The sequence below is a fragment of the Achromobacter pestifer genome (assembly GCF_902859625.1).
In the GTDB taxonomy this organism is placed as follows: domain Bacteria; phylum Pseudomonadota; class Gammaproteobacteria; order Burkholderiales; family Burkholderiaceae_B; genus Achromobacter; species Achromobacter pestifer.
In genome coordinates this window covers 202490-224904 of the sequence record NZ_CADIJX010000006.1, presented here as the reverse complement: position 1 = coordinate 224904, position 22415 = coordinate 202490, and the positions used below count along the sequence as shown (strand labels likewise).

The window sequence follows — 22415 nt, the reverse complement described above, 5'->3', positions numbered from 1 at the left end:
CCCGCGCCATCCCCCCGGTCGATCAGGCTGTCAGGTGTTCGTACAGGATCGTTGCGCCGATGCCGATCAGCGCGATGCCGCCCAGTATTTCGGCGCGCTTGCCCGCGACGCTGCCCACCAGGCGTCCGACCATGACGCCAATCGTGACCATCAGCATGGTGGCCAAGCCAATGGCCGCTGCCGTCACAAAGATGTTGTTGTCGATGAAGGCCAGGCTGACGCCCACGGCCATTGCGTCGATGCTGGTGGCAAAGCCCGTGGCGGCAAGCAGCCAGAATGAATGACGCACGACCGGAGCGGCCTCTTCGACGTCTTCCTTGTAGCCGTTGCGGATCATCATGCCGCCCAGCACGCAGAGCATACAGAACGCGATCCAATGGTCCCAGTCCGCAACGAACTTTGCCGCGACGGAGCCCAGCGCCCAACCAATCACGGGAGTAATGGCTTCGATGACCCCAAAAATCAGGCCCGTGCGCAGCGCCTCGGACAAGCGGGGTTTATGCAGGGACGCGCCCTTGCCCACCGCGGCGGCGAACGCATCGGTCGACATGGCAAAGGCCAGGATAAGGGTAGAGAGGGGATTCACTGTTGGATGGCTCCGTCCGGGCGACACGCACAGACTCTTCCATATCGCCCGGACAAGGCTACGGAAAAGTCCGTGGTCTCGCCATGCCGAACCGGCCGCTGCGCCATGACCGAAAGGTCAAGAATGTTGACGCAAACTCTTTCCGCAGGGCGGAAAGCAGGCTACTCCCCAAAGATGGCTGAAGTGTACCAAATGCCCCGGCCCAGCGCCCCTGTCGAGTACCCTATCTTCCAAGGCCGCATTTGCGCCCCAACGCACGTTTATCCGAAAGGAATGCACCATGGAAAACCCTTTTGGCGACTCCGACGAGCCTTCAAGCGACCACCGGCAATATCTGGTCCTGATTTCGGCATCGAAAGACAACGCCTCGCTCGCCCAGAAGCTGCTTGAAAACCTGAAGAAACACGTCGATGAACGTGCCGCGCCGTTATGGATCGATGCCAAGGGCATCGGCGTCCTGCTGACGACAGATCTGGTCGCCTCGGACATCTGGCGCGAAATGTTCCAGAAGGAACCAGGACAGGACTACGGCGATACCCGCAACATGCTGGTCCTGGAGCTCGGCCGCGACTGGGCCGCCCGCCGCGATGACAAGATCGAACACTGGCTGGCCAGCCACGTCGGCAATCCGCTGCCCTCCGCGCCGCGCCGCAACGACAAGCGGCGCTAGATGACGTCTCGCAGCAGGCGCGACACCGCGTCCGGCTGATCCAGGCTGGGTAGGTGGGCGCCGCCGGCCACTGCCCGGCCCTCCCCCTGCCGGATCAGCGTCGACACCCGCAGGGACCTTTCCTGGATATGGGGAAAGTCAAAATCGCCCCATATCACCCGCGTCGGAACCGCGATCTCGCCCAATCGAGCATACGTATGAATGGCATCCACGCTCGTTCCCGCGGGCGCCGAACGCAGTGCGGTGTCATGCATCTGTAGGAACAACTGCCTGGCCTCGCCCGCGACCCGCCCTTCGGGTTGCAACGGGCCATCCAGGAAAAGCCGGGCCTTCATCGCATTGACGCGATCCAAGTCCCCACTGGCCTCCGCCTGCGTCAACTCGGCCATCTGATCCTGCACGGCAGGCGGATAAACCGCCGCTGGCGCACCGGGCACGGTCGGGGCTATCAGCACCAGGCCACGAATCCGGGCAGCATGCGTTAACGCCGCATCCAGCGCGATACGCCCGCCCTGCGAGCACGCAACCAGCGTCGCAGGCCTGCCGTCCGTCAAGCCATCCATCACCGACAGCAAGTCGGCCACCGCAGAGTGGTCTTCCGCTTCCGCGCGGCTATCGCCAAATCCTCGCCGATCGTAGGCGATGGCCTGATGCGTCGCGCCAACCGCGTTCATTTGCGCCCGCCACATTCGGCGATCGCAAATGCTCGCATGCAGGAAGATGACCGGGTCGCCGGCACCGATGACCTCTGCGGCCAACACGGCCCGGCCAGACTGGATCTGATGTAAGGAACCCATGACGGTCAGCAGTTGGCCATGAAAATATCGATGCGAACAATATACCCTTGCCGCCCACAACACGACACGCGCATGGGAAACTGATATCCAGCACAACCCCCACCACAGACGCCCATGATCCGCACGCTAACCGCCCTTTCCTTGATGCTGATGGCCGCCACGGCCACGGCCGCCAACGCAAAAGACTACAGCGCCCAATACGATCAATGCCTGTCGGACGCCGGCGCCACCAACAACACCTCGGTGCTTGATTGCTCCAGTTCGGTGTCGGCATCCGTGAAGTCGGAAATCAACGCGCTGTATGGCAAATTGCACGCGCGCTTGGCGCAGCAATCGCAGGAAGACGCCGACAAGCTGGAACAAACCCAGAAGGCCTGGCTGGTCTACCGCAATGGTCAGTGTGATCTGGCCACGTCGTATGTGGGCTCACCGATGTTCGGGTATTGCCCCATGCTGCTCAATATTCAAAGAGCCGACGAATTGCGTGAGCTGCTGGGAGACTAGCTTCCGGCGCTGGCGACGTTTACGGTCGATTCGCGATAGGCAACAGCGCACATCGCCGTTGTCATCATCACCTGCGCGGTGCAAACCAAGATGCCCAATATGCCCAGCGCAATCGCAGTCGCCGACATCTTGGATACGCCCACGGACAAGTAGCCGCCCGTGAACGCCAGAAATACCGCCAGCAGGAACAGCATGCTCATCAGCGGCCACGCGCTGACGCGACTGGCTCGGCGCACCCGCAAGAATTCATACGTGCCCGATACGGCAACCCTGGGCAGGCTTTGCGCAAAGGTCGCGGCCAGATACAGCACGGGCCCCCAAATCGCTGCGAGCGCCAGGAACAGGCTGATAAAGAACACCGTATCGCCACCGCGGTTCAATGAAAAGTAAATGAGGATTGGCACTCGGCTGGTGGCATACACCACGGCCAACACCACCGCGATAAACAGCGCCAGCAACGCGAAATACTTCCACTCGGCCCGGTCCAATCGCCACCCCGCCCTGCCGCTCCGGCCGTCCGAGAGGATATCCCGATGCCACGCAACCGATATGCGCGCCAAGGCCAGCACGTTGATGACGCCTACCAGCAAAAACCCCGTGGCGACCAAGCTCAGATGCGGCAATAGCAGCGTCAGCGGCAACGTCAGCACAAACACGCCAAACGCCCACGGGGCGGCCCTGAACAGGTCGCCCGCCCGTTGCTTGAGCGTGGCTGCCGATAAGGCGAGATAACGGCTTGCTTTAAGTTTGGTCGACACAAGATTCCTTTACGCAAGAGATGCGGACTCATCCGCCGTGGTCATACCGATTCCAGCGCCGCCACGCGCCTGGATTCGCGATAAGCGACCGCACTCATCACGGTCACCACGCCTGCCAGGATGATGCAAAGCAGCATGCCCAACACCCCATAGCCAAGATTATCGGTGGACCAGATCTTCCCGTAATCGGTCAGCATTGAGCGCGTCACGCCAGCGCAAGCCATCAGCAGGCATAACGCCGCCATCAACGGCCAACGCTTGAATCGCATCGACGGGCGCATGCTCGCGTATTCAAGCTTGCCCGTTACCGCCATGTGCGCCAAGCTCAGCAAACCTACCGAGCCCAAGTACATGAAAGGCGTCCACACAAGCACGAGCACGACGAACAGCACGCAGTAAAACAGGACTTCGCTGTTCTCGCTCAGCACGACATAAACCATATATGGGATGTCGCCTGTCGTTTGCAGCAAGGCGGCCGCCACGGCGATAAGCAGTACCAGCACGATCAGATATCTGGCCCGAGCACGGCCTCCCCATGGTGTCCAGGCATAGACCGCCCCTTCCAGGATCGTCATTCGATACCAAGCCAATGTCACGCGCGCCAGGGCCACCATATTGAGCACGGCCAGCAACAGAAACAGGGGCAAGTACGACCCGGCATACCGGGTAAGAATCAAGGCGACCGGCAACGTCACGACAAACACGGCCAGGGAGCACGGCGCGGCCGTCAACATCTGGCCGCCCTGCCGCCTGATAGCCTGTACCGTCAACGCAATAAGACGACTTGCAGTGAGTGTGCGGGACACAGCGTACCTTTGCTCGAAAATGTGGGCGGTCTGTTATACCAGCATCTGGCTTTGCCGCATTCAAGGCAAGAAAGTACACGGCAACAAAATGCACGACAAGCCAGGGCTCGCTGAACTACGACGACGCGGCATCTCAAGGACGCTCCTATGACGCTTTCGCGGACCTACTTTCTGAATCGGATGAATGAAGGGGATCTGGCCGCCCTGCTCAGCGCGCGCAAGGACTTTTTCCTTGAGAACGTGAGCGACATGAATGGCACCTTGCAAATGGCCTATGCCTGGCTTGCGCACGCAGGATTGACGCATCGGTACTTGAATGCGCCTTCCAATCCGTTTGCTAGTGTGCCAAGCCAGATGATTGCCGCAATCCCGCTGCTTGGCAGCTTGTGGGTACTGTGCCTGGCGGCGGCCTCGCTGGGCCGTGCGAACGCCGATGTGACGTTCAAGCAAACCGCGGATCAATCGCTAAGCGTGGTGTTCGCGCGCAAGGTCCGGAACGCGGCGCCGTAGAAAACCTTCGGCGTAACGCTAGACCTCGACCGACCACAACACAGACAACCACCACACGACCCACAGCAACGTGCAAAAACCAAAAAACCAATGAGAAAGGCCGTTAGTGATTTCTCACTAACGGCCTTGGAACTTCTGGTCGGGACGGTGGGATTCGAACTCACGACCCCTTGCACCCCATGCAAGTGCGCTACCAGGCTGCGCTACGCCCCGAAAGAAAAAGAGTATAGCAGAACAAATTTTAGTTTGCACGCATTGGTGCAAAAAAAGTGCTGAATACTCAAAATAATTTGCGCCCCATGTTCGTCGCTTGCACCAACCTCATGCAAACCGGCGCACCCGGCACAACGTACTGCTTGCCCGCAACGCCTATCGCTTCAAGAGCAACGTGCGTCGCGGGTACTACATTCGATCAAATGATCTTGGACAACAATGAATTCAGCGCTTAGACCGTAGAGCCGACGCTGGCGCCGCTTGCATTGGTACCTGCGTTTGCCGGTAGGCCCAAGGCGTCGGCCAGCATCGTCGACACGTTGCCAAGCTCATTGCGCAAGGCTTGCATCTCGGCGCCCGACAAGCGCACGGCGGCGTCTTGATCATGCGGCATATCGCGTGCATCGCCAAGGCGATTGCGCGCGCCGCTGATCGTGAAGCCTTGCTCGTACAGCAAGGAACGGATGCGGCGAATCAGCAGCACTTCGTGATGCTGATAGTAGCGGCGGTTGCCGCGCCGCTTCACCGGCTTGAGCTGCGTGAATTCCTGTTCCCAGTACCGCAAGACGTGGGGCTTGACGCCACACAACTCGCTGACTTCACCAATGGTGAAGTAACGCTTGGCGGGAATGGGCGGTAAGGTAACGGTGGGTTCAGTACGTGTCATAAGCGAATTTTATGCCGCGAGGGTGCCGGATGCCGATAACAATTACCGACAAAGCGTATCACTCCTCGGCGTCGGGTGCAGTGGGCGTCGCCTGCTCCACCACACTCTTGAGTTTTTGACTCGCATGGAACGTAACCACGCGGCGTGCGGCGATGGGAATGGTCTCGCCAGTCTTGGGATTGCGTCCCGGACGGGGTGGCTTGTCGCGCACCTGGAAATTGCCAAAGCCCGAAAGCTTGACCGAGTCTCCGCGAGCCAGGGCATCGCGGATTTCCTCGAAGAACGTGTCGACGATGTCCTTGGCTTCGCGCTTGTTCAGGCCGACCCGCTCGAAGAGCAGCTCGGCCAGCTCAGCCTTGGTCAACGTGCGCGGCTCGGCAGCAAGCATACTGTTCCCCATGGTTCAAGCACGCTGGCGCGCGCCGTGAGCACTGACCAATGCATCCTTGATGCGGGACAGGCAATCCGCCACACGGGCTTCGTCCAGAGTGACCTCAGTGTCCTGTAGCCAGAAACGGAAAGCAAGGCTTTTCTCGGAGACGGGCTCGCTACCGTGGGCCTTCTCGCGCCACACGTCGAACACGCGCACGTCCTGCACCACGGCCAGTTGCGCATCCGCCTTGACGGCAGCGGCCACGGTGTCCAGCATCGCTTGCGTGGACACGGGAGCATCCACCCACAAGGCCAGATCGCGCACCACCACCGGCTGGCGCGAGAGTTCTCGCACCTGCGGCAATTCGCCTTCGGACAAAGCGTCCACGTCCAATTCAAACACGACAGGCGCATGCGCCAGATCCGCTTGCTGCGCCCAACGCGGGTGCAGTTCGCCGATCCAACCGACTTGCTTGCCGTCCAGTTCGATACGGGCGCTGCGGCCCGGATGCAGCGCGGGATGGGCCGCGGCATCAAAACGCAGACGGCGGCCGCGTGCGCCGAACAGCGCCTCGACATCCATCTTCACGTCGTAGAAATCCACTTGGCGCGTTGCGGCGCCCCACTGCTCTTCCACTGCCGGCCCCCAGGCCGCGCCCGACAAGCGCATCGGCTGACGAACGCCAGCGACTTCCAGCGGGCCGTCCTGAGCGGAGGCATCGCGCAAGAACACGCGGCCCAACTCAAACAGGCGCACCCGCGATTGCTTGCGGTTGGCGTTGTGGCGGATGTTGGCCACCAAGCTGCCAATCAAGCTGGAACGCATGACCGACAGATGGCTTGCAATCGGGTTCACCAGGCGCACCGGCGTATCGTTGCCAGCGTAGTCGCGCTCCCAATCCGCTTCAACGAAGCTGTAATTCACCACTTCCTGATAGTCCTGCGCAGCGATCAGGCGACGCAGCGCATGTGCGCCGCGATGCACTTCGGGCTGCGAGAACATCTTGGCGCGCGCCATCGGCGGCACGTCGGGAATGCTCTCGAAACCGTAGATGCGGGCCACTTCCTCGATCAGGTCTTCTTCAATCTCAAGATCGAAGCGATACGAAGGCGGGCTGACGATGAAGTCATCGCCTTCAACCGTGAATTCCAGACCCAGGCTGCCGAAGATCTTGGCAACCTGTTCCTGCGTGACGGGCACGCCCAGCACGCGATGGCAACGAGCCAGGCGCATGCGCACGGGCGGACGAGCCGGCAGGTTGACGATCTGGTCGTCGATCGGACCCGCCTGGCCACCGCAGATGTCGATGATCAGGCGCGTGATGAATTCAAGATGCTCAGGGATGCTGGCGTAGTCAACGCCGCGTTCAAAGCGGTGGCTGGCTTCCGAACTGAACTTGTACCGGCGCGCGCGGCCAGCGATGGCTTGCGGCCACCAGAACGCGGCTTCCAGGTAGATGTTCTGCGTATCCAGCGTGACCGAGGTGGCTTCGCCACCCATGATGCCGGCCAGGCTTTCCACCTGATCGCCTGCCACCACCACGCCGACCTTCGGGTCCAGCGTGATGGTCTGGCCGTTCAACAGTTCAAGCGTTTCGCCTTCATGCGCCCAACGCACGCTGACATCGCCGCCAATCTTGTCCAGGTCGAACACGTGCGACGGACGGCCCAGCTCCAGCATGACGTAGTTGGAGATGTCCACCAGCGCCGACAGCGAACGCTGCCCGGCGCGCTCAAGACGGCTCTTCATCCAGTCCGGCGTTGCCGCACGGGCGTTCACGCCACGAATCACACGGCCGCCGAAACGGCCGCAAAGATCGGGGGCTTCAATCTTGACGGGCAGGCGCTCGTCCAGCGTCACGGGCACGGCAACGGCCGTGGGCACGGACAGCGGCGCACCCGTCAGAGCAGCCACTTCGCGCGCCACGCCCAGGATCGACAGGCAGTCGGCGCGGTTCGGCGTGAGCTTGAGCGTGAAGAGCGTGTCGTCCAGATCCAGCGCTTCGCGGATGGACTGACCGGGAACCATGTCGGCGGGCAGTTCCAGCAAGCCGGCGTGATCTTGCGACAGGCCGAGTTCGCGTGCCGAGCACAACATGCCCGACGATTGCACGCCGCGCATCTTGGCCACGCCAATCTTCATGCCGCCGGGCAGTTCCGCACCCACGCGGGCCAGCGGCACTTTCAGGCCAGCGGCCGCATTGGGCGCACCGCACACGATTTGCAGGCGCTCGCCGGAACCGTCGTCCACTTGGCAGACACGCAGTTTGTCCGCGTCAGGGTGCGGCGCGATATCGACGATATGGCCCACGACCACGCCGGTGAAGGCGGGTGCGGCGGGCGCGGTGTCTTCGACTTCCAGGCCGGCCATCGTGAGCCGGTGCGCGAGTTCATCGGTTGCGATCGGAGGGTTGACCAGCGTACGCAGCCAGGATTCGGGAAATTGCATGATCAGCCGTCTGTTATTCGTTGAACTGGCGCAAGAAGCGCAAATCGCCTTCGTAGAACTGGCGCAGATCGTTGACGCCATAGCGCAACATCGTCAGGCGCTCCAGTCCGGAACCAAAGGCAAAGCCGATGTAGCGTTCGGGATCAAGACCAAAATTCCGCACCACTTCAGGGTGCACCTGGCCCGAGCCGGAAATTTCCAGCCAGCGGCCACGGTTGGGACCCGAGGTGAACATCATGTCGATTTCGGCGGACGGCTCCGTGAACGGGAAGAACGACGGACGGAAGCGCACGACGAGATCGTCGCTTTCAAAGAAGCAACGCAGGAAATCGGTGTACACGCCCTTCAGATCGGCAAACGAGATGTCCTCGGCGATCCACAGCCCTTCCACCTGGTGGAACATGGGCGAGTGCGTGGCGTCGCTGTCGACGCGATAGGTGCGCCCCGGCGCGATGACCTTGATGGGCGGCTTGTGCATGCGGGCGTAACGCACCTGCATGGGGCTGGTGTGCGTGCGCAGCAGCAGCGGCAGGCCGTCAGCGTCGTTCATATCGACGTAGAACGTGTCCTGCATGGAACGCGCCGGATGATCCAGCGGGTTGTTCAGTGCGGTGAAATTGGTCCAGTCATTTTCCACTTCGGGGCCGTCGGCCACATCGAAGCCAATGGAACGGAAGATGGCTTCCACACGTTCCCAGGTCCGGATCACCGGATGGATGCCGCCCGGCACGCGGCCGCGGCCCGGCAAGGTGACGTCAATGGTTTCAGAAGCCAGTCGGGCATCCAGTTCCGCCTGCACCAATGCGGCGCGGCGCGAATTCAGGAGCTCTTCGACTTTTTGCTTGGCCTGATTGATCCGGGCGCCCATCTCGCGCTTCTGCTCGGGATCGAGTTTGCCCAGGCCTTTCAGCAGCACGGTCAGTGCGCCTTCCTTCCCCAGGAATCGAGCCTTTGCGTTCTCTAGCGCGGCGGCATCCGTAGCCGCGGCGAACCGTTCTTGCGCCTGGGAGACCAGGTCGTCAACCAATAGAGTCATGAAATCCAGCCTTCAAAACGCAAACGGGGCCATTACAGCCCCGTTTGCAGCGATGCGCGTGAGTTAAAGCGCGCGATCAGGCAGCCAAGGCAGCCTTGGCTTGCTGCACGATGGCGGCAAAGCCGGCCTTGTCGCGCACGGCCAGATCGGCCAGGACCTTACGGTCGAGTTCGATCGAAGCCTTCTTCAGACCAGCGATGAACACGCTGTAGCTAACGCCATGTTCGCGGACAGCTGCGTTGATACGCGTGATCCACAGAGCACGGAACGTGCGCTTCTTGTTACGACGGTCGCGGTAGGCGTATTGGCCAGCGCGCATGACTGCTTGCTTGGCAATACGGAACACATTACCGCGGCGGCCACGGTAACCCTTGGCGGCGGCAATGACTTTCTTGTGACGTGCGCGGGCAGTTACGCCGCGTTTGACGCGAGGCATATTAGATCTCCCTTATCAAGCGAAAGGCATCATGGCCTTGACGGAGGCCACGTTGGATTCATGAACCGCCGTCGAGCCGCGCAATTGACGCTTGGCCTTGGTGGTCTTCTTGGTCAGAATGTGGCGCTTGAACGCCTGACCACGCTTGATGGAGCCGCTGCCGCGAACCTTAAAGCGCTTGGAGGCGCTTTTCTTGGTTTTCATCTTGGGCATGATGATTCCCTAAACTAAAAACTCGTAGTTGATTTGACATGACGCGAGGTGCTTGGGCGTTGCTGGCAAAAAGCCCGAGGGCTAGCACCGAACAACGGCAAAACTTGTAAACCTGTTGCCACTTCTTGGGGTATTGCTGGGGTATTGCTGAGGCATCGCTGGCGGTACTACTGGGACACTACTTTCCAGCACCTCTCCCGACGAAAGACATTGCTGCCAGACACGGGCCTCTCCTGGTTCTTGGCAAAAAAGTGGCCGAGATCCGGGAAAGCCTTTGATTATATGGTGATTTCCTGGTCTTTGTCGAGTCGGCCAGCGCAAAAAGCGAAGCAGATCGAACCAGGCCCCAAGCCAGGGGATTCAGGCGCTCATGATACGCCCGGACGCCGGTACTGTACCGCCTGCGCAACATGCCTTGCGCCCAGCACGTCCTCACCGTCCAGGTCGGCGATGGTGCGCGCCACCCGCAACGCCCGGTGCAGCGCCCGCCCCGACCCCGCCAAACGGCGCATAGCCTGTAACAGCAAGGCCTGCGCTTCGCTGTCCATCACGCAAAACCGCTCCAGTTCCGCCCCTGCCAAATCGGCGTTGGGCTTGCCCTGCCTGTCTTGCTGGCGGCTGCGGCAACGCATCACGCGGTCCTGAACGGGGCCAGATGCCTCGCCGGGCGGTCCTCTCATGGATTCGGGGTCGGATGGCGGCAGCGCAACATGCAGATCAATGCGATCCAGCAAGGGGCCAGACACCTTGCCCACATAGCGCGCAACCTGATCCGACGTGCATGCACAAGCACGCGCCGGATGGCCGCGCCAGCCGCAAGGGCAAGGATTCATGGCGGCAATCAGCTGAAAGCGGGCAGGAAATTGCGCCGCGTGCAGCGCCCGGGCAATCACCACCCTGCCCGACTCAAGCGGTTCGCGCAGCGCTTCCAAGGTGCGCCGGCTGAATTCCGGGAGCTCATCCAGAAAAAGGACCCCGTGGTGGGCCAGACTGATCTCGCCCGGACGCGGACGGCTGCCGCCGCCGACCAACGCCGCGACCGTCGCCGAATGGTGCGGCGACCGGAACGGGGGATGGCCCATCAGCGCCTCGGGCAACCCCGCCAGCGCGGCCACGGCGGCGACCTCCAGCGCCTGGCTACGTTCCAAGGGCGGCAACAGCCCCGGCAGGCGGGACGCCAGCATGCTCTTGCCCGCCCCGGGCGGCCCGATCATCAGCAGGCTATGGCCGCCGGCCGCCGCCACCTCCAGCGCTCGCCGCGCGCCGGGCTGACCCCGAACGTCCGACAGGCATGGTGCTGGCGGTGGCACCGGCCACGCCTTGGGCACCGCATCCGGCAACCGGCTGGCACCCGTGACGTGTGCCGCCACGTCCGCCAGGCTTCGAGCCGACAGCACGCTAAGCCCCGGCACCCAAGCGGCCTGCTCCGCGCTGCCCGCCGGCAGGATCAGGGTGGCGTCCGGCGCCTCGCGCGCCACACTCAGCGCAATCACCAAGGGGGCCGCCACGGGCACCAGCGCGCCGGTCAAGGACAACTCACCCGCCAGCACCAGGCCAGCCAAGGAAGGGTCAGGTGCAGGCAGATCCGGATCGCCGCCGTCGGTGGGCGCGGCCAACTGGCCCGAGGCCAGCAGCAACCCCAGCGCGATGGGCAGATCGAACCTGCCCGATTCCTTGGGAATGTCAGCGGGCGACAGATTCACCGTGATGCGGCCCGGCGGAAACTCGAAGCCGCTATTGAGAATGGCGGCGCGCACGCGCTCACGACTTTCGCGCACCTCGGTGTCGACCAATCCGACGACATTGAAGCTGGGCAACCCCGGCCCCAGATGCGTTTCAACCCGGACGGCGTGCGCATGCAACCCACTGAGTGCCCGGCTGGCTAGAACGGCAAGCGTCACGACGCTCTCCCGAAGGGAACAAGGCCGTCAGTATCGGCAATTGCAGCCTGCCCCAAACACGCAGCCGTGACAAAAACAGCTCGCGCTCAAGGTGTGCTGACGATCATTGCCTCGATGATGCGCATCACCTTTTCATCCATCGCAGCGAAATCGTCTCCCAGCGCCTTGGGATAACCCACCTTCACGATGAATCGGCCTGGCACGTCGTGATAGATGCTGTAGGCGTAACTGATGTTGCCCCAATTCTCGACCAAGACCGGATTGCCGCCCCGATCTGCAAACACGTACAACAAGAATGTCTCCCCCATTCCCGCCACGTTGCGCTCAAAAAACCGAACCCCGTTCACCTGACCGACCTCGGTGGTGTTGCTCAATTTTCCCGCAAGAAGCTGGGCTGCATAGGAATGCCCGTTTACGGGTAGTGATCGGACAACCGCATAAGCGCTGTGCCGCGCCGATGCTCGGGTACCCGGCCCATCAAGCGGTATATCCAACACGAACGCCTGTGTGCCCGACCACTTGCGCATCTCCGGTGGCACGGCAAACGTTGTGCTGCCACCGCCCGGATGATCAATCGTGACCCGGACGGTCTCATCGCCATCCGCGTAATGGCCGATACGGCTGCCAGCCACGATCGCAAACCACGCCAGAAATCCGGCCAGCAAGCACGCCCCCGTCCACAACACCCGCTGCATGCGATACCCCCAGAAGGCAGCACCCAATGGAAAACGACCGCTCCAGGCGGTCGTTGTGATGTCAGCGCCGTGCTGCGCGCTCCTACTTGTCCAGGGCAGACAACCGCTCTTCCAGCTGCTGCACCTGGGCCGCCAATTGATCCACGCGGGCGCGGGTACGCGCCAGCAAGTCCGTCTGCACGTCGAATTCTTCGCGGGTGACCAGATCCATCTTGGTGAAGGCCTGAGCCATCATCGCGCGCACGTTCTTTTCAACGTCCGCGGCCGGGCTGCGGGCGATCAGGTCGGAAATATTCTTCTGGATGTCTTCCATCCACTGGGTGCGATTGTTCATAGCGGCCTCTCGGTGTTCTTGATGCCTCAAGTGTAGTGCTTCGGCCCCTGCGATGCAGGACGAACAGGCAAAAAAAGGGCGGGCCGCATGCGGTGACCGCCCATCAAAGCACAGGAGAAAACCGGGCTGCCATGGCGGCAGCCCCCTACCAACATCGTTACGGGCAGCCCATTTGGGTTGCGGATTGCGCGAACAGGTCCGACGACTGCTTGCACTGCGCAGCCAATTGCGTCTTATCCGGAATGGCCGCCCACTGCGACTTGGCCGAATCAAGCTGTTGCTTGATGCTGGCCGCCGCCGGATTGCTGCTGCCCAATTTATCCATGCAAGCGCTGACCTTGGCCAGATACGCCTCGCATTCCGCCGGAACGGATGCGGTCGAACCCGTGGCCGGCGGCGTGGTCGCCGAGGGTGCGGGCGTCGTGGGAGCGGGTGTCGTGGCGGGCGGTGTCGCAGGCGCCGTGGAAGCGGCCGGCGGCACCGGCTTTTCATCGCTCTTGTTGCAGCCAGCCAGCACACCCACCGACGCAGCCAGCGCCAGGATGCCGATTATCTTGTGTTGAATCTTCATGTCTTCCTCTTTCCGTTCTTGCTTATTATTTGGATGGACCGCTACACCGGAACCCCTCCAGCAGCCCGATTTGCCCTGGCATTTGAATAAGCCATGAGCTGATGCTGATTCTTCTTCAGTGCACCGCTGGCAACAAGCTTATGCGTGTAAACCCCCGTATCAATCACTCGCCCATTTTCAGAGGCCTGCCAGGCAACTTGCGGGCGGCTGAACTGCCCCTCGATTCGGCTTACAACCACGGCCTGTAACGCTGTGCGGGCCGACACGGTGCGAACGTCCATGCCGTGGCCGGCTCCAAATCTGAATACAAACCGCAACAGCGACAGCATCAACTCGCTACAAATGGCGGCGCTGAAACATATTTCGTTTCAAGCGGCACATTCCCCACATTACGCACCAAGTTGAGGCCGGCATGCAGTGCATATCGCACTACATTGGTGCAAACAGGCACAACTCGTGCGCCTGCACTCCCGCACCCCCGGGTTCAACCGACATGGCATGGAACTTGCTTGATAGACGAGGCCAACGTGCAACCATGAGAGGAAATGCCATGAAACTCATCATCGCCATCATCAAGCCCTTCAAGCTCGACGAAGTGCGGGTGGCTCTATCCGGGATCGGCGTCCAAGGTCTGACTGTTACCGAAGTCAAGGGATTTGGACGCCAGAAGGGTCACACCGAGCTGTATCGCGGTGCCGAATACGCCGTCGACTTTTTGCCCAAGCTGCGGGTTGAAGCCGCGGTGCCTGACCACCTTGTCGATCAGGTCATTGAAGCGATCGAACAAGCCGCCCGCACCGGAAAGATCGGCGACGGCAAGATCTTCGCCGCCCCCCTGGAACAGGTGATCCGTATCCGCACGGGTGAAGCTGGCGAAGCTGCGCTGTAAATAAATAAAGAAAGACTCATTGGAGCCTAAAAATGGATAAAGCAGATATCTCCTGGTTGCTCGTCTCTACCCTGCTTGTATTGATGATGGCCGTACCCGGTCTGGCGATGTTCTATGGCGGCCTGGTACGCAGCAAGAACGTGCTCTCTGTGTTGCTGCAAGTACTGTGCACGTTCGTGCTGGGCCTGGTTCTCTGGTTCATCTACGGCTACTCCCTTGCCTTCACTGAGGGCAATGCCTTCTTCGGCGGCCTGTCGCGCGCCTTCTTCTCCGGCATGTTCACACCGGCTGACGGCAAGTTCGCCATGTCGAACACGCTGACCGAGCTGCTGTTCGCGTCGTTCCAAGCCACGTTTGCCGGCATCACCTGCGCGCTGATCGTTGGCAGCTTCGCCGAACGCGCCCGCTTCTCGGCAGTGCTGGTGTTCACGGTGATCTGGTTCACGTTCGCCTATGTGCCGATTGCCCACATGGTGTGGTTCGCGTCCGAAACGGCGCCGGGCCTGCTGAACGCCAAGGGCGCGCTGGACTTTGCTGGCGGCACCGTCGTGCACATCAACGCCGGCGTGGCCGGCCTGGTGGGCGCCTATGTGGTCGGCAAGCGCGTGGGCTACGGCCGCGAAGCGATGCAACCGCATAACCTGCCGATGACCTTCGTGGGCGCCGCCCTGCTGTGGGTGGGCTGGTTCGGTTTCAACGCCGGTTCGGCTCTGGCCGCCAACGAGAACGCCACCCTGGCCTTCTTCAACACGATGATCGCCACCGCGGGCGCCGTTCTGGCCTGGTTGTTCACGGAATGGGCCGTCAAGGGCAAGCCCTCGATGTTGGGCGCTGCGTCGGGTGCGATCGCCGGCCTGGTGGGCATCACCCCCGCCGCCGGACTGGTTGGCCCGGTGGGCGCATTGGTCATCGGCGTGATCGCCGGTATCGTCTGCGTCTGGGGTGTGAATGGCCTGAAGCGCCTGCTGCGTGCCGATGATGCGTTGGATGTATTCGGCGTGCACGGCGTGGGCGGCATCGTCGGCGCCCTGCTGACCGGTGTCTTCAACGCACAAATCCTGGGTGGTCCCGGCTTGGCTGAACCTGGCATGATCGCCCACCAATTGTGGGTCCAGCTGGAAGGCGTGCTGCTGACCATCGTCTGGTCCGGCGTGGTGGCGTGGATTGCCTACAAGATCGCCAATGCCCTGTGCGGCATGCGTGTGCCGGAAGACCAGGAGCGCGAAGGCCTGGACGTCACGAGCCACGGCGAATCGGCTTATCACAGCTAAAAGCGGGTTCCCTGCCCAATGCATCAACGCAACGGGCAGGAACGAAAACGGCGCCAGGAGTCTCATCCTGGCGCCGTTTTCCATTGTGCCGCGGGCTATTTGCGTCTTTAAAAAAAACGCCCCGACAGGGGCGTTTTTCATGCGGCCTGGCCGGATCTCGATGCCAGAAAAGGCCGGATCAAGCCGGGTCCAGTGCGTCCAGGTCGACGGGCAATGCGCGGTTCAGCGCGGTGGCCACCTTGATTCGCAACGCATTGGAATGCGCCCGGCGTACTTCCCGCTTCACATCCAGCAACTGCTGAGGGTGCATGGAAAATTCGGTCAGGCCCAGGCCCAGCAGCAGCCGGGTCATGCGTGAATCGCCCGCCATTTCACCGCAGACGGCAACCGGCTTGCCTGCCCGTTCGCCGGCGTTGATGGTGTTGGCCACCAGGCGCAGCACGGCGGGATGCAAGGGGTCGTAGAGCGTCGCCACATCGTGGTCGCCGCGATCGATCGCCAGGGTGTATTGGATCAGGTCGTTGGTACCGATGGACAGGAAATCCAGTGCCTGGACGAAGGGCTCGATCGCGATCGCGATGGCGGGCACTTCCACCATGGCGCCCACTTCCATTTGCGGTGCATACGCCTGCCCGCGCGCATCCAGCTCGCGACGAGCCGACTCGATGGCCGCCTTGGTCGCCACCACTTCATGCATGTGGGCGATCATGGGAATCAGCAGGCGCACCGGCCCGTGGGCCGAGGCCCGCAGAATGGCCCGCAACTGCGTCGCGAACATTTCGGGACGCGCCAGGCAGTAGCGGATCGCACGTTGCCCCAACGCGGGGTTGGTGGCCACGGTAGCCTCGCCGTCCAGTGTCTTGTCCGAACCGATATCCAGCGTGCGGATGGTGACAGGCCGGCCAGCCATGACTTTCACGACCGAGGAATAGGCTTCGTATTGCTCTTCTTCGCCGGGCAGGTCGGGACGGCCCATGAACAGGAATTCGCTGCGGAACAGGCCAATGCCGTCCGCGCCGGAGGCCAGCGCCAGGGCGGCCTCTTCGGGTAATTCGATGTTCGCGTGCAGGACGATATCGATGCCGTCCAGCGTCACCGAGGGCTCGTCGCGCAACAGCCCCAGTTCGGCGCGTTCGTCCGCATAGGCGGCCTGGCGTCGACGATATTCCTGAAGGATGCGGTCGGACGGGTTGACCACCACGGCGCCGGCCGCGCCATCGATGATCAGCATGTCGCCGTCACGGACCAGCTCGCGCACGTTGCCCATGGCAACCACGGCAGGCACGCCCATGCTGCGAGCCACGATGGCCGTGTGAGAGGTCGGGCCGCCCAGATCGGTCACGAAGGCGGCAAAGCGCCCACCGCGCAAGCGCAGCATGTCCGCTGGCGAGATGTCATGCGCCACCACCACCAGCGCATCATCCCCGCCCATGTGAGACATATCCGGCAGGATGGCTGATGTGCCTGCCAGCACATGCAGCACGCGCTCGATGACCTGACGGACGTCCGCACCGCGTTCGCGCAGGTATTCGTCCTCCATGGCGTCGAACTGCTGACCCAGGATCTGGCCTTGCGTCGTCAACGCCCATTCGGCGTTGTAGTGGCGTTCAGCGATCAACGCGAGCGTCTGCTCCGCCAGCAACGGGTCGCCCAACAGCAGGCTGTGCACATTGAGCATGGCGCCAAGCTCGCGCGGCGCATCGGCTGGCAAGGTGTCCGCCAGTTGCCGAAGCTCGTACTGCGCCGACGCCAGGGCGTCGGTCAGACGGGTGCTTTCCGCGGGGATGTCTTCCGGCGATATCCGGTAATGCGCGACTTCCAGCGCGGCGGCGCCCATGACGACCGCTCGGCCAATGGCATATCCCTTGGCAACGCCCTTGCCGTAAAGGCAAACGACGGGGCTGGCAGCGCCAGCTCCGTCGTGAGCGTGATTCAGGGTCGTGGACGAGCCGGCCCGGGCAGCGCTCAGGCCGGCTGATTCTGAGGTGGTTCTATTCCTGCTCACCGAATTTGCTGTCGAACAGAGTTTCGATTTCGGAAAGGGCTTGCTCGGCGTCGCCGCCAGAAGCCTCCAGCTTGACCGTCACGCCCAGCCCCGCCGCCAGCATCATGACACCCATGATGCTCTTGGCATTCACGCGCTGCGCGCCACGCGAGATGAAGATCTCGCTTGAGAACTTGCTGGCAAGTTGTGTCAGCTTGGCGGCTGCCCGCGCATGCAAACCCAGTTTATTGCTGATGACGATGTCTGTAGTAGGCATAGGAAATATTATGACCGCGGATTAACGCCGCAGTGTTGATCACAGCAAAACGCCAAACCGCCAACTGCTCTTCGGCTTGAATTATCAGCCGACATAATAGGACAAATTCCTGCCCGTCAGTCTACACGCAACACGCCCTGCACCCCGCCGGCCAAGGCCTTCTCGCGGGTTTCGGCCAAGGGCAAGTTGCGATAAGTCAGTGCCCGCAGCAGCATCGGGGTGTTCAAGCCCGCCAGCACGCAGCACTGAATGCCCTGCGCCTGGGCATCGGCCACGGCCCGCTTGGAGATATTGGCGGGCGTGGCGCCGATCAGGTCCGTCAGCACCAACACCCCCGCGCCGTGATCCTGCTCAAGGATGTCCTTCAAGACATCCGGCGCCAGATCATCCGGCAGGTCTTCGGGCTGGATATCGTGAATGGTCAGCATGCCGTCAAGGTTGCCCATGACGTGGCTGGCGCACTCCCGCATCGCCGCGCCCAAAGGCGCGTGCACGACGATGACAATACCCGTGGTCATGACAGGAATCCTGGTGGGTCAGGCCGCGGCGGCAGTGGTCGCCACGGCGCTTTCAAGCGCCTGGACGAACATGCCCGCGACATCAAAACCGGTCTGCTCGGCGATCTCTACGAAACAGGTGGGGCTGGTGACATTCACTTCAGTGACGAAATCGCCAATAACGTCCAGGCCGACCAGCAGCAGGCCGCGCGCGGCCAGCTTGGGCGCCACGGCTTCGGCGATTTCACGGTCGCGCGCGGATAGCTCCTGCGCAACGCCACGACCGCCAGCGGCCAGATTGCCGCGCGTTTCGCCGGCCAGCGGGATGCGCGCCAGCGAGTACGGCACCGGCACGCCGCCAATCAGCAGGATGCGTTTGTCGCCCTTCACGATATCGGGGATATAACGCTGAGCCATGATGGTGCGCGCGCCGTTGTCGGTCAGCGTTTCCAGGATGGCGTTCAGGTTGGGATCCTTGGGCTGCAAGCGGAACACACCCGTGCCGCCCATGCCGTCCAGCGGCTTCACGATCACATCGTGATGGGTGTCGTGAAACGCTTTCAGACGAGCCATGTTGCGGGTCACCAGCGTGGGCGCGGTGAACTCGCTGATCTCGGTGATGGCCAGCTTTTCGGGATGGTTGCGAATGGCCGCGCCGCTGTTGAACACCCGGGCGCCTTGCGCTTCGGCGTATTCGAGCAGATGCGTGGAATACACGTATTCCATGTCGAAAGGCGGGTCTTTACGCATGATCACCGCACCGAAATCCGCCAAAGGCAGATCCTGGGCGGGAGATTCCGTCCACCAGTCATGGCCGTGCAGGTCGGCATCGGCCACCAGCGCGATCGGCGTGGTGACGGCTTTGACGACGCCCGCTTCGATGTAAAGGTCACCCTGCATGGCCACGCTAAGCGTGTGACCGCGCGCCACCAAGGCACGCATCATGGCGACAGAACTGTCCTTGTACGCTTTTAGCAGCGGCAAGGGATCCAAAACGAACAAAACATGCATCGCGACACCCCGAACGTACGCCGCCTTCCCTGGCGGGAAGGCGGCTTTATGACATCGTAGCGCAGAGCCGCCCAATAAGCGAACCCGCCGAACACAGAATGGACGGCGGGTGGGAAGCGGAGCGGCCCAGCCTTGCAGGGAAGGCTAAGGCTGGAACTCAGGCCGCGGATTCAGGCTTGCCAACAGGCACGACCTTCTTCTTGGGCGCCAGCACCATGACCATCTGACGGCCTTCGAGCTTCGGCATGGCTTCGACCTGGGCAAGTTCCAGCAGATCGTCGCGCACACGTTCAAGCACCCGCATACCGAGTTCCTGGTGAGCCATTTCACGGCCACGGAAACGCAGCGTCACCTTGGCCTTGTCGCCCTCTTCGAGGAAGCGGCGCAGGTTGCGCAGCTTGACTTGGTAGTCGCCCTCGTCGGTGGCCGGACGGAATTTGACTTCCTTGACCTGGATGACCTTCTGCTTGGAACGAGCTTCGGCTTGGCGCTTCTGCTCTTGGTACTTGAACTTACCGTAGTCCATCAAACGGCAGACCGGCGGCTCGGCGTTCGGCGCGATTTCCACCAGATCCACGTCGCTTTGCTCGGAAAGACGGAACGCATCGGCGATCTTGACGATGCCCAGTTGTTCCCCTTCCAGACCTATCAGGCGCACCTCGGGGACGCGGATTTCACCGTTGATGCGATTGGCTTTTTCAGTGGCGATGTTGAAAGCTCCTAGAAATGTTAAGCAGCACTGCTATCAGGTTGATTGACGTCGCGACGGGTGGACACATCCTCGGACAATCGCGCGACGAACTCGTCGTATGCGATGGCGCCAAGGTCCAATCCGCCCAGACCGCGTACGGCTACGGTGCCGTTTTGCTTCTCCTTGTCGCCGACGACAAGAATGTACGGCACCTTTTGCAGGCTGTGCTCCCGAATTTTACGAGTGATTTTTTCACCACGCAAATCGGACTCTACTCTAAAGCCTTGTTTTTTCAGGCTTTGTGTGATTTCAGCCGCATAATCGGCCGAAGGTTCAGAAATGCAGCATACGACAGCTTGCACCGGGGACAGCCAAGGAGGCATGGCGCCGGCATGGTTTTCGATCAACATGCCGATAAAACGCTCAAGCGAACCGAGGATTGCACGGTGCAGCATGACCGGCGGGCGGCGCTGGTCGTTCTGGTCCACGTACTCGGCGCCCAGGCGCACGGGCATGGAGAAGTCGACCTGGATCGTACCGCATTGCCAGTGACGGCCGATGGCGTCCTTCAGCGTGTATTCCACCTTCGGGCCGTAAAACGCGCCCTCTCCCGGCGAAATCTCGAATTCGCATCCCGTGCGGCGCAAGCTTTCCATCAGCGCCTGCTCGGCCGTATCCCAAACTTCGTCCGAGCCGATACGCTTTTCAGGACGGGTAGCCACCTTGTACAGCACTTCGGTGAAGCCGAAGTCGCGGTAGACCTTCTGCAACAAGGCCGTGAAGTCGGCGCATTCGTCTTGAAGCTGTTCTTCGGTACAGAAAATGTGGCCGTCGTCCTGCGTGAAACCGCGCACGCGCATCATGCCGTGCAAGGAACCCGAGGGTTCATTGCGGTGGCACTGGCCGAATTCACCGTAGCGCAACGGCAGCTCGCGATAGGAATGCAGGCCAGAATTGAAGATCTGCACGTGACCCGGGCAGTTCATCGGCTTCAGGCCGTAAACGCGGTTCTCGGACTCCGTCGTGAACATGTTTTCACGATAGTTGTCCCAGTGGCCCGTCTTCTTCCACAACGACAGATCAAGAATCTGCGGCGCTTTGACTTCCTGGTAGCCGTTGTTGTTGTAGACGGCGCGCATGTATTGCTCGACCTGCTGCCACAAGGCCCAACCCTTGGGGTGCCAGAAAATCAGGCCCGGGGCTTCGTCCTGGAAGTGGAACAGGTCAAGTTCGCGGCCAATCTTGCGGTGGTCGCGGCGCTCGGCCTCTTCCAGCATGTGCAGGTAGGCTTCCTGTTCTTCCTTGGTCGCCCAGGCGGTGCCGTAGATGCGCTGGAGCATCTCGTTCTTGCTGTCGCCGCGCCAATAGGCGCCGGCCACCTTCATCAGCTTGAAGACCTTCAGCTTGCCCGTGGACGGCACGTGAGGGCCGCGGCAAAGGTCGACGAAGTCGCCTTCGCGGTACAGGCTGAGCGGCTCGTTCGAGGGAATCGAAGCGATGATCTCGGCCTTGTACTTTTCGCCAATGCCCTTGAAAAATTCAACGGCGTCGTCGCGCGACCATTCTTCGCGCGTGACGACTTCGTCCTTCTTGGCCAGTTCCGCCATCTTCTTTTCGATGGCGACCAGGTCTTCAGGGGTGAACGGGCGCTTGTACGAGAAGTCGTAGTAGAAGCCGTTGTCGATCACGGGGCCGATGGTGACCTGGGCGTCCGGGAACAGCTCCTTGACGGCATAGGCCAACAAGTGAGCCGTGGAGTGGCGGATCAGATCCAGGCCGTCAGCGTCCTTGGCGGTCACGATTGCCAGGCGCGCATCGCCTTCGATGCGGAAGCTGGTGTCGACCAGCTTGGATTCCGAACCTTCAACCGTCACGCGGCCGCCCAAGGCGGCCTTGGCCAGGCCCGTACCGATCGATTGAGCCACTTCGGCAACCGTTACCGGTCCCGGATATTGGCGCTGCGAACCATCGGGCAATGTGATCTGTACCATCGGGAGTGCTTCCTGGGGTTCTTGGAACTAAAAAACGAAAAACAGAAACGACAAACGCGGCCTGAGAGCCGCGTTCTATTGGTTGTCTTGCTGAGTCCTACCGCTGACCTGACACGGTGAAACCCGACGCACGAAAAACTAACGCGACATAGGGCGAAAGTTCCGGGTCGTAGTTCGTGCCAGCGGGAAAAACATGATTCTAAGCCTGTTGGTACGCGCCCGAGGCGGCGCGGAGCAATGTTGCGCAATCAAGGCCTACGGACTAATTGCGTTTATCGTTGCTGAT

26 protein-coding genes, 1 tRNA gene and 1 riboswitch are annotated in these 22415 nt (G+C 61.6%); of the genes, 5 read left to right on the top strand and 22 right to left on the bottom strand.

Annotated features, from left to right (window positions below; genetic code table 11):
• Nucleotides 1-22: 22 nt before the first annotated feature.
• Complete coding sequence (gene mntP / locus HV753_RS22860; RefSeq protein ID WP_175176864.1) at nucleotides 23-586, bottom strand: manganese efflux pump MntP; 564 nt, start codon at nucleotides 584-586, stop codon at nucleotides 23-25.
• 4 nt (nucleotides 587-590) lie between these two features.
• Nucleotides 591-768, bottom strand: a riboswitch (yybP-ykoY riboswitch).
• Nucleotides 769-866: 98 nt separating this feature from the next.
• On the opposite strand from mntP, the gene HV753_RS22855 reads away from it, so the two are divergent.
• A complete protein-coding gene (locus HV753_RS22855; RefSeq protein WP_175176863.1) occupies nucleotides 867-1256 on the top strand; it encodes a hypothetical protein in 390 nt (129 codons plus the stop codon).
• Here the strand turns inward: HV753_RS22855 and HV753_RS22850 are convergent.
• A complete protein-coding gene (locus tag HV753_RS22850) occupies nucleotides 1253-2053 on the bottom strand; it encodes an alpha/beta fold hydrolase (RefSeq protein ID WP_175176862.1) in 801 nt (266 codons plus the stop codon). The genes HV753_RS22855 and HV753_RS22850 overlap by 4 nt on opposite strands.
• Before the next feature lie 114 nt (nucleotides 2054-2167).
• On the opposite strand from HV753_RS22850, the gene HV753_RS22845 reads away from it, so the two are divergent.
• Nucleotides 2168-2557, top strand: coding sequence for a lysozyme inhibitor LprI family protein (locus tag HV753_RS22845; protein WP_175176861.1), 390 nt, complete (start codon nucleotides 2168-2170; stop codon nucleotides 2555-2557).
• On the opposite strand, the gene HV753_RS22840 is transcribed toward HV753_RS22845, so the two are convergent.
• Both HV753_RS22840 and HV753_RS22835 read right to left on the bottom strand, forming a co-directional pair.
• Entirely contained in the window at nucleotides 2554-3315 is a 762-nt protein-coding gene (locus HV753_RS22840) for a hypothetical protein (protein ID WP_175176860.1), read from the bottom strand. The two genes, HV753_RS22845 and HV753_RS22840, sit on opposite strands and share 4 nt — an antisense overlap.
• A gap of 41 nt (nucleotides 3316-3356) precedes the next feature.
• Nucleotides 3357-4049, bottom strand: a complete 693-nt coding sequence (locus HV753_RS22835) for a hypothetical protein (RefSeq protein ID WP_175176859.1) — start codon at nucleotides 4047-4049, stop codon at nucleotides 3357-3359.
• Between the two features lie 219 nt (nucleotides 4050-4268).
• Here HV753_RS22835 and HV753_RS22830 point away from each other — a divergent pair, with 219 nt between their 5' ends.
• On the top strand, nucleotides 4269-4631 hold the full coding sequence (locus tag HV753_RS22830) for a hypothetical protein (protein WP_175176858.1): 363 nt from the start codon (nucleotides 4269-4271) through the stop codon (nucleotides 4629-4631).
• A 136-nt stretch (nucleotides 4632-4767) separates the two neighbouring features.
• Here the strand turns inward: HV753_RS22830 and HV753_RS22825 are convergent.
• The 12 genes from HV753_RS22825 to HV753_RS22770 form a co-directional block, all read right to left on the bottom strand.
• A tRNA-Pro gene (locus HV753_RS22825) sits at nucleotides 4768-4844 on the bottom strand.
• A gap of 232 nt (nucleotides 4845-5076) precedes the next feature.
• Complete coding sequence (locus tag HV753_RS22820) at nucleotides 5077-5511, bottom strand: MerR family transcriptional regulator (RefSeq protein ID WP_175176857.1); 435 nt, start codon at nucleotides 5509-5511, stop codon at nucleotides 5077-5079.
• 58 nt (nucleotides 5512-5569) lie between these two features.
• A complete protein-coding gene (locus HV753_RS22815; RefSeq protein WP_175176856.1) occupies nucleotides 5570-5911 on the bottom strand; it encodes an integration host factor subunit alpha in 342 nt (113 codons plus the stop codon).
• Nucleotides 5912-5914: 3 nt separating this feature from the next.
• Entirely contained in the window at nucleotides 5915-8332 is a 2418-nt protein-coding gene (gene pheT / locus HV753_RS22810; protein ID WP_175176855.1) for a phenylalanine--tRNA ligase subunit beta, read from the bottom strand.
• 13 nt (nucleotides 8333-8345) lie between these two features.
• Nucleotides 8346-9368 (bottom strand): phenylalanine--tRNA ligase subunit alpha, encoded by a 1023-nt coding sequence (pheS, locus tag HV753_RS22805; RefSeq protein ID WP_175176854.1) that lies wholly within the window; start codon nucleotides 9366-9368, stop codon nucleotides 8346-8348.
• A 76-nt stretch (nucleotides 9369-9444) separates the two neighbouring features.
• Entirely contained in the window at nucleotides 9445-9804 is a 360-nt protein-coding gene (gene rplT, locus HV753_RS22800; protein ID WP_006218741.1) for a 50S ribosomal protein L20, read from the bottom strand.
• A gap of 15 nt (nucleotides 9805-9819) precedes the next feature.
• Nucleotides 9820-10017, bottom strand: coding sequence for a 50S ribosomal protein L35 (gene rpmI, locus HV753_RS22795; RefSeq protein WP_006218740.1), 198 nt, complete (start codon nucleotides 10015-10017; stop codon nucleotides 9820-9822).
• Between the two features lie 368 nt (nucleotides 10018-10385).
• On the bottom strand, nucleotides 10386-11918 hold the full coding sequence (locus HV753_RS22790) for a YifB family Mg chelatase-like AAA ATPase (RefSeq protein WP_175176853.1): 1533 nt from the start codon (nucleotides 11916-11918) through the stop codon (nucleotides 10386-10388).
• An 86-nt stretch (nucleotides 11919-12004) separates the two neighbouring features.
• On the bottom strand, nucleotides 12005-12613 hold the full coding sequence (locus HV753_RS22785) for a hypothetical protein (RefSeq protein ID WP_175176852.1): 609 nt from the start codon (nucleotides 12611-12613) through the stop codon (nucleotides 12005-12007).
• Between the two features lie 82 nt (nucleotides 12614-12695).
• A complete protein-coding gene (locus HV753_RS22780; RefSeq protein ID WP_175176851.1) occupies nucleotides 12696-12947 on the bottom strand; it encodes an accessory factor UbiK family protein in 252 nt (83 codons plus the stop codon).
• A gap of 157 nt (nucleotides 12948-13104) precedes the next feature.
• The gene (locus HV753_RS22775) at nucleotides 13105-13518 is read right to left on the bottom strand and encodes a DUF5339 family protein (protein WP_175176850.1); all 414 of its coding nucleotides are present in this window, start codon (nucleotides 13516-13518) and stop codon (nucleotides 13105-13107) included.
• A 41-nt stretch (nucleotides 13519-13559) separates the two neighbouring features.
• A complete protein-coding gene (locus HV753_RS22770; RefSeq protein ID WP_175176849.1) occupies nucleotides 13560-13847 on the bottom strand; it encodes a hypothetical protein in 288 nt (95 codons plus the stop codon).
• Between the two features lie 221 nt (nucleotides 13848-14068).
• On the opposite strand from HV753_RS22770, the gene HV753_RS22765 reads away from it, so the two are divergent.
• Complete coding sequence (locus HV753_RS22765) at nucleotides 14069-14407, top strand: P-II family nitrogen regulator (RefSeq protein WP_006218735.1); 339 nt, start codon at nucleotides 14069-14071, stop codon at nucleotides 14405-14407.
• A 32-nt stretch (nucleotides 14408-14439) separates the two neighbouring features.
• Nucleotides 14440-15678 carry an ammonium transporter gene (gene amt / locus HV753_RS22760; RefSeq protein WP_175176848.1) on the top strand — a complete coding sequence of 413 codons (1239 nt, stop codon included), beginning with the start codon at nucleotides 14440-14442 and terminating at the stop codon, nucleotides 15676-15678.
• Between the two features lie 178 nt (nucleotides 15679-15856).
• On the opposite strand, the gene ptsP is transcribed toward amt, so the two are convergent.
• The 6 genes from ptsP to thrS form a co-directional block, all read right to left on the bottom strand.
• Complete coding sequence (gene ptsP / locus HV753_RS22755) at nucleotides 15857-17614, bottom strand: phosphoenolpyruvate--protein phosphotransferase (protein ID WP_175176976.1); 1758 nt, start codon at nucleotides 17612-17614, stop codon at nucleotides 15857-15859.
• Between the two features lie 55 nt (nucleotides 17615-17669).
• Complete coding sequence (locus HV753_RS22750) at nucleotides 17670-17939, bottom strand: HPr family phosphocarrier protein (protein WP_006226962.1); 270 nt, start codon at nucleotides 17937-17939, stop codon at nucleotides 17670-17672.
• Nucleotides 17940-18055: 116 nt separating this feature from the next.
• Nucleotides 18056-18457, bottom strand: coding sequence for a PTS sugar transporter subunit IIA (locus HV753_RS22745; RefSeq protein WP_175176847.1), 402 nt, complete (start codon nucleotides 18455-18457; stop codon nucleotides 18056-18058).
• Nucleotides 18458-18475: 18 nt separating this feature from the next.
• Complete coding sequence (gshB, locus tag HV753_RS22740) at nucleotides 18476-19447, bottom strand: glutathione synthase (RefSeq protein ID WP_175176846.1); 972 nt, start codon at nucleotides 19445-19447, stop codon at nucleotides 18476-18478.
• 157 nt (nucleotides 19448-19604) lie between these two features.
• Complete coding sequence (gene infC / locus HV753_RS22735) at nucleotides 19605-20156, bottom strand: translation initiation factor IF-3 (RefSeq protein ID WP_175176975.1); 552 nt, start codon at nucleotides 20154-20156, stop codon at nucleotides 19605-19607.
• Nucleotides 20157-20176: 20 nt separating this feature from the next.
• Nucleotides 20177-22129: a threonine--tRNA ligase gene (thrS, locus tag HV753_RS22730; protein ID WP_175176845.1), complete on the bottom strand. Its 1953-nt coding sequence runs from the start codon at nucleotides 22127-22129 to the stop codon at nucleotides 20177-20179.
• Between the last annotated feature and the right edge of the window lie 286 nt (nucleotides 22130-22415).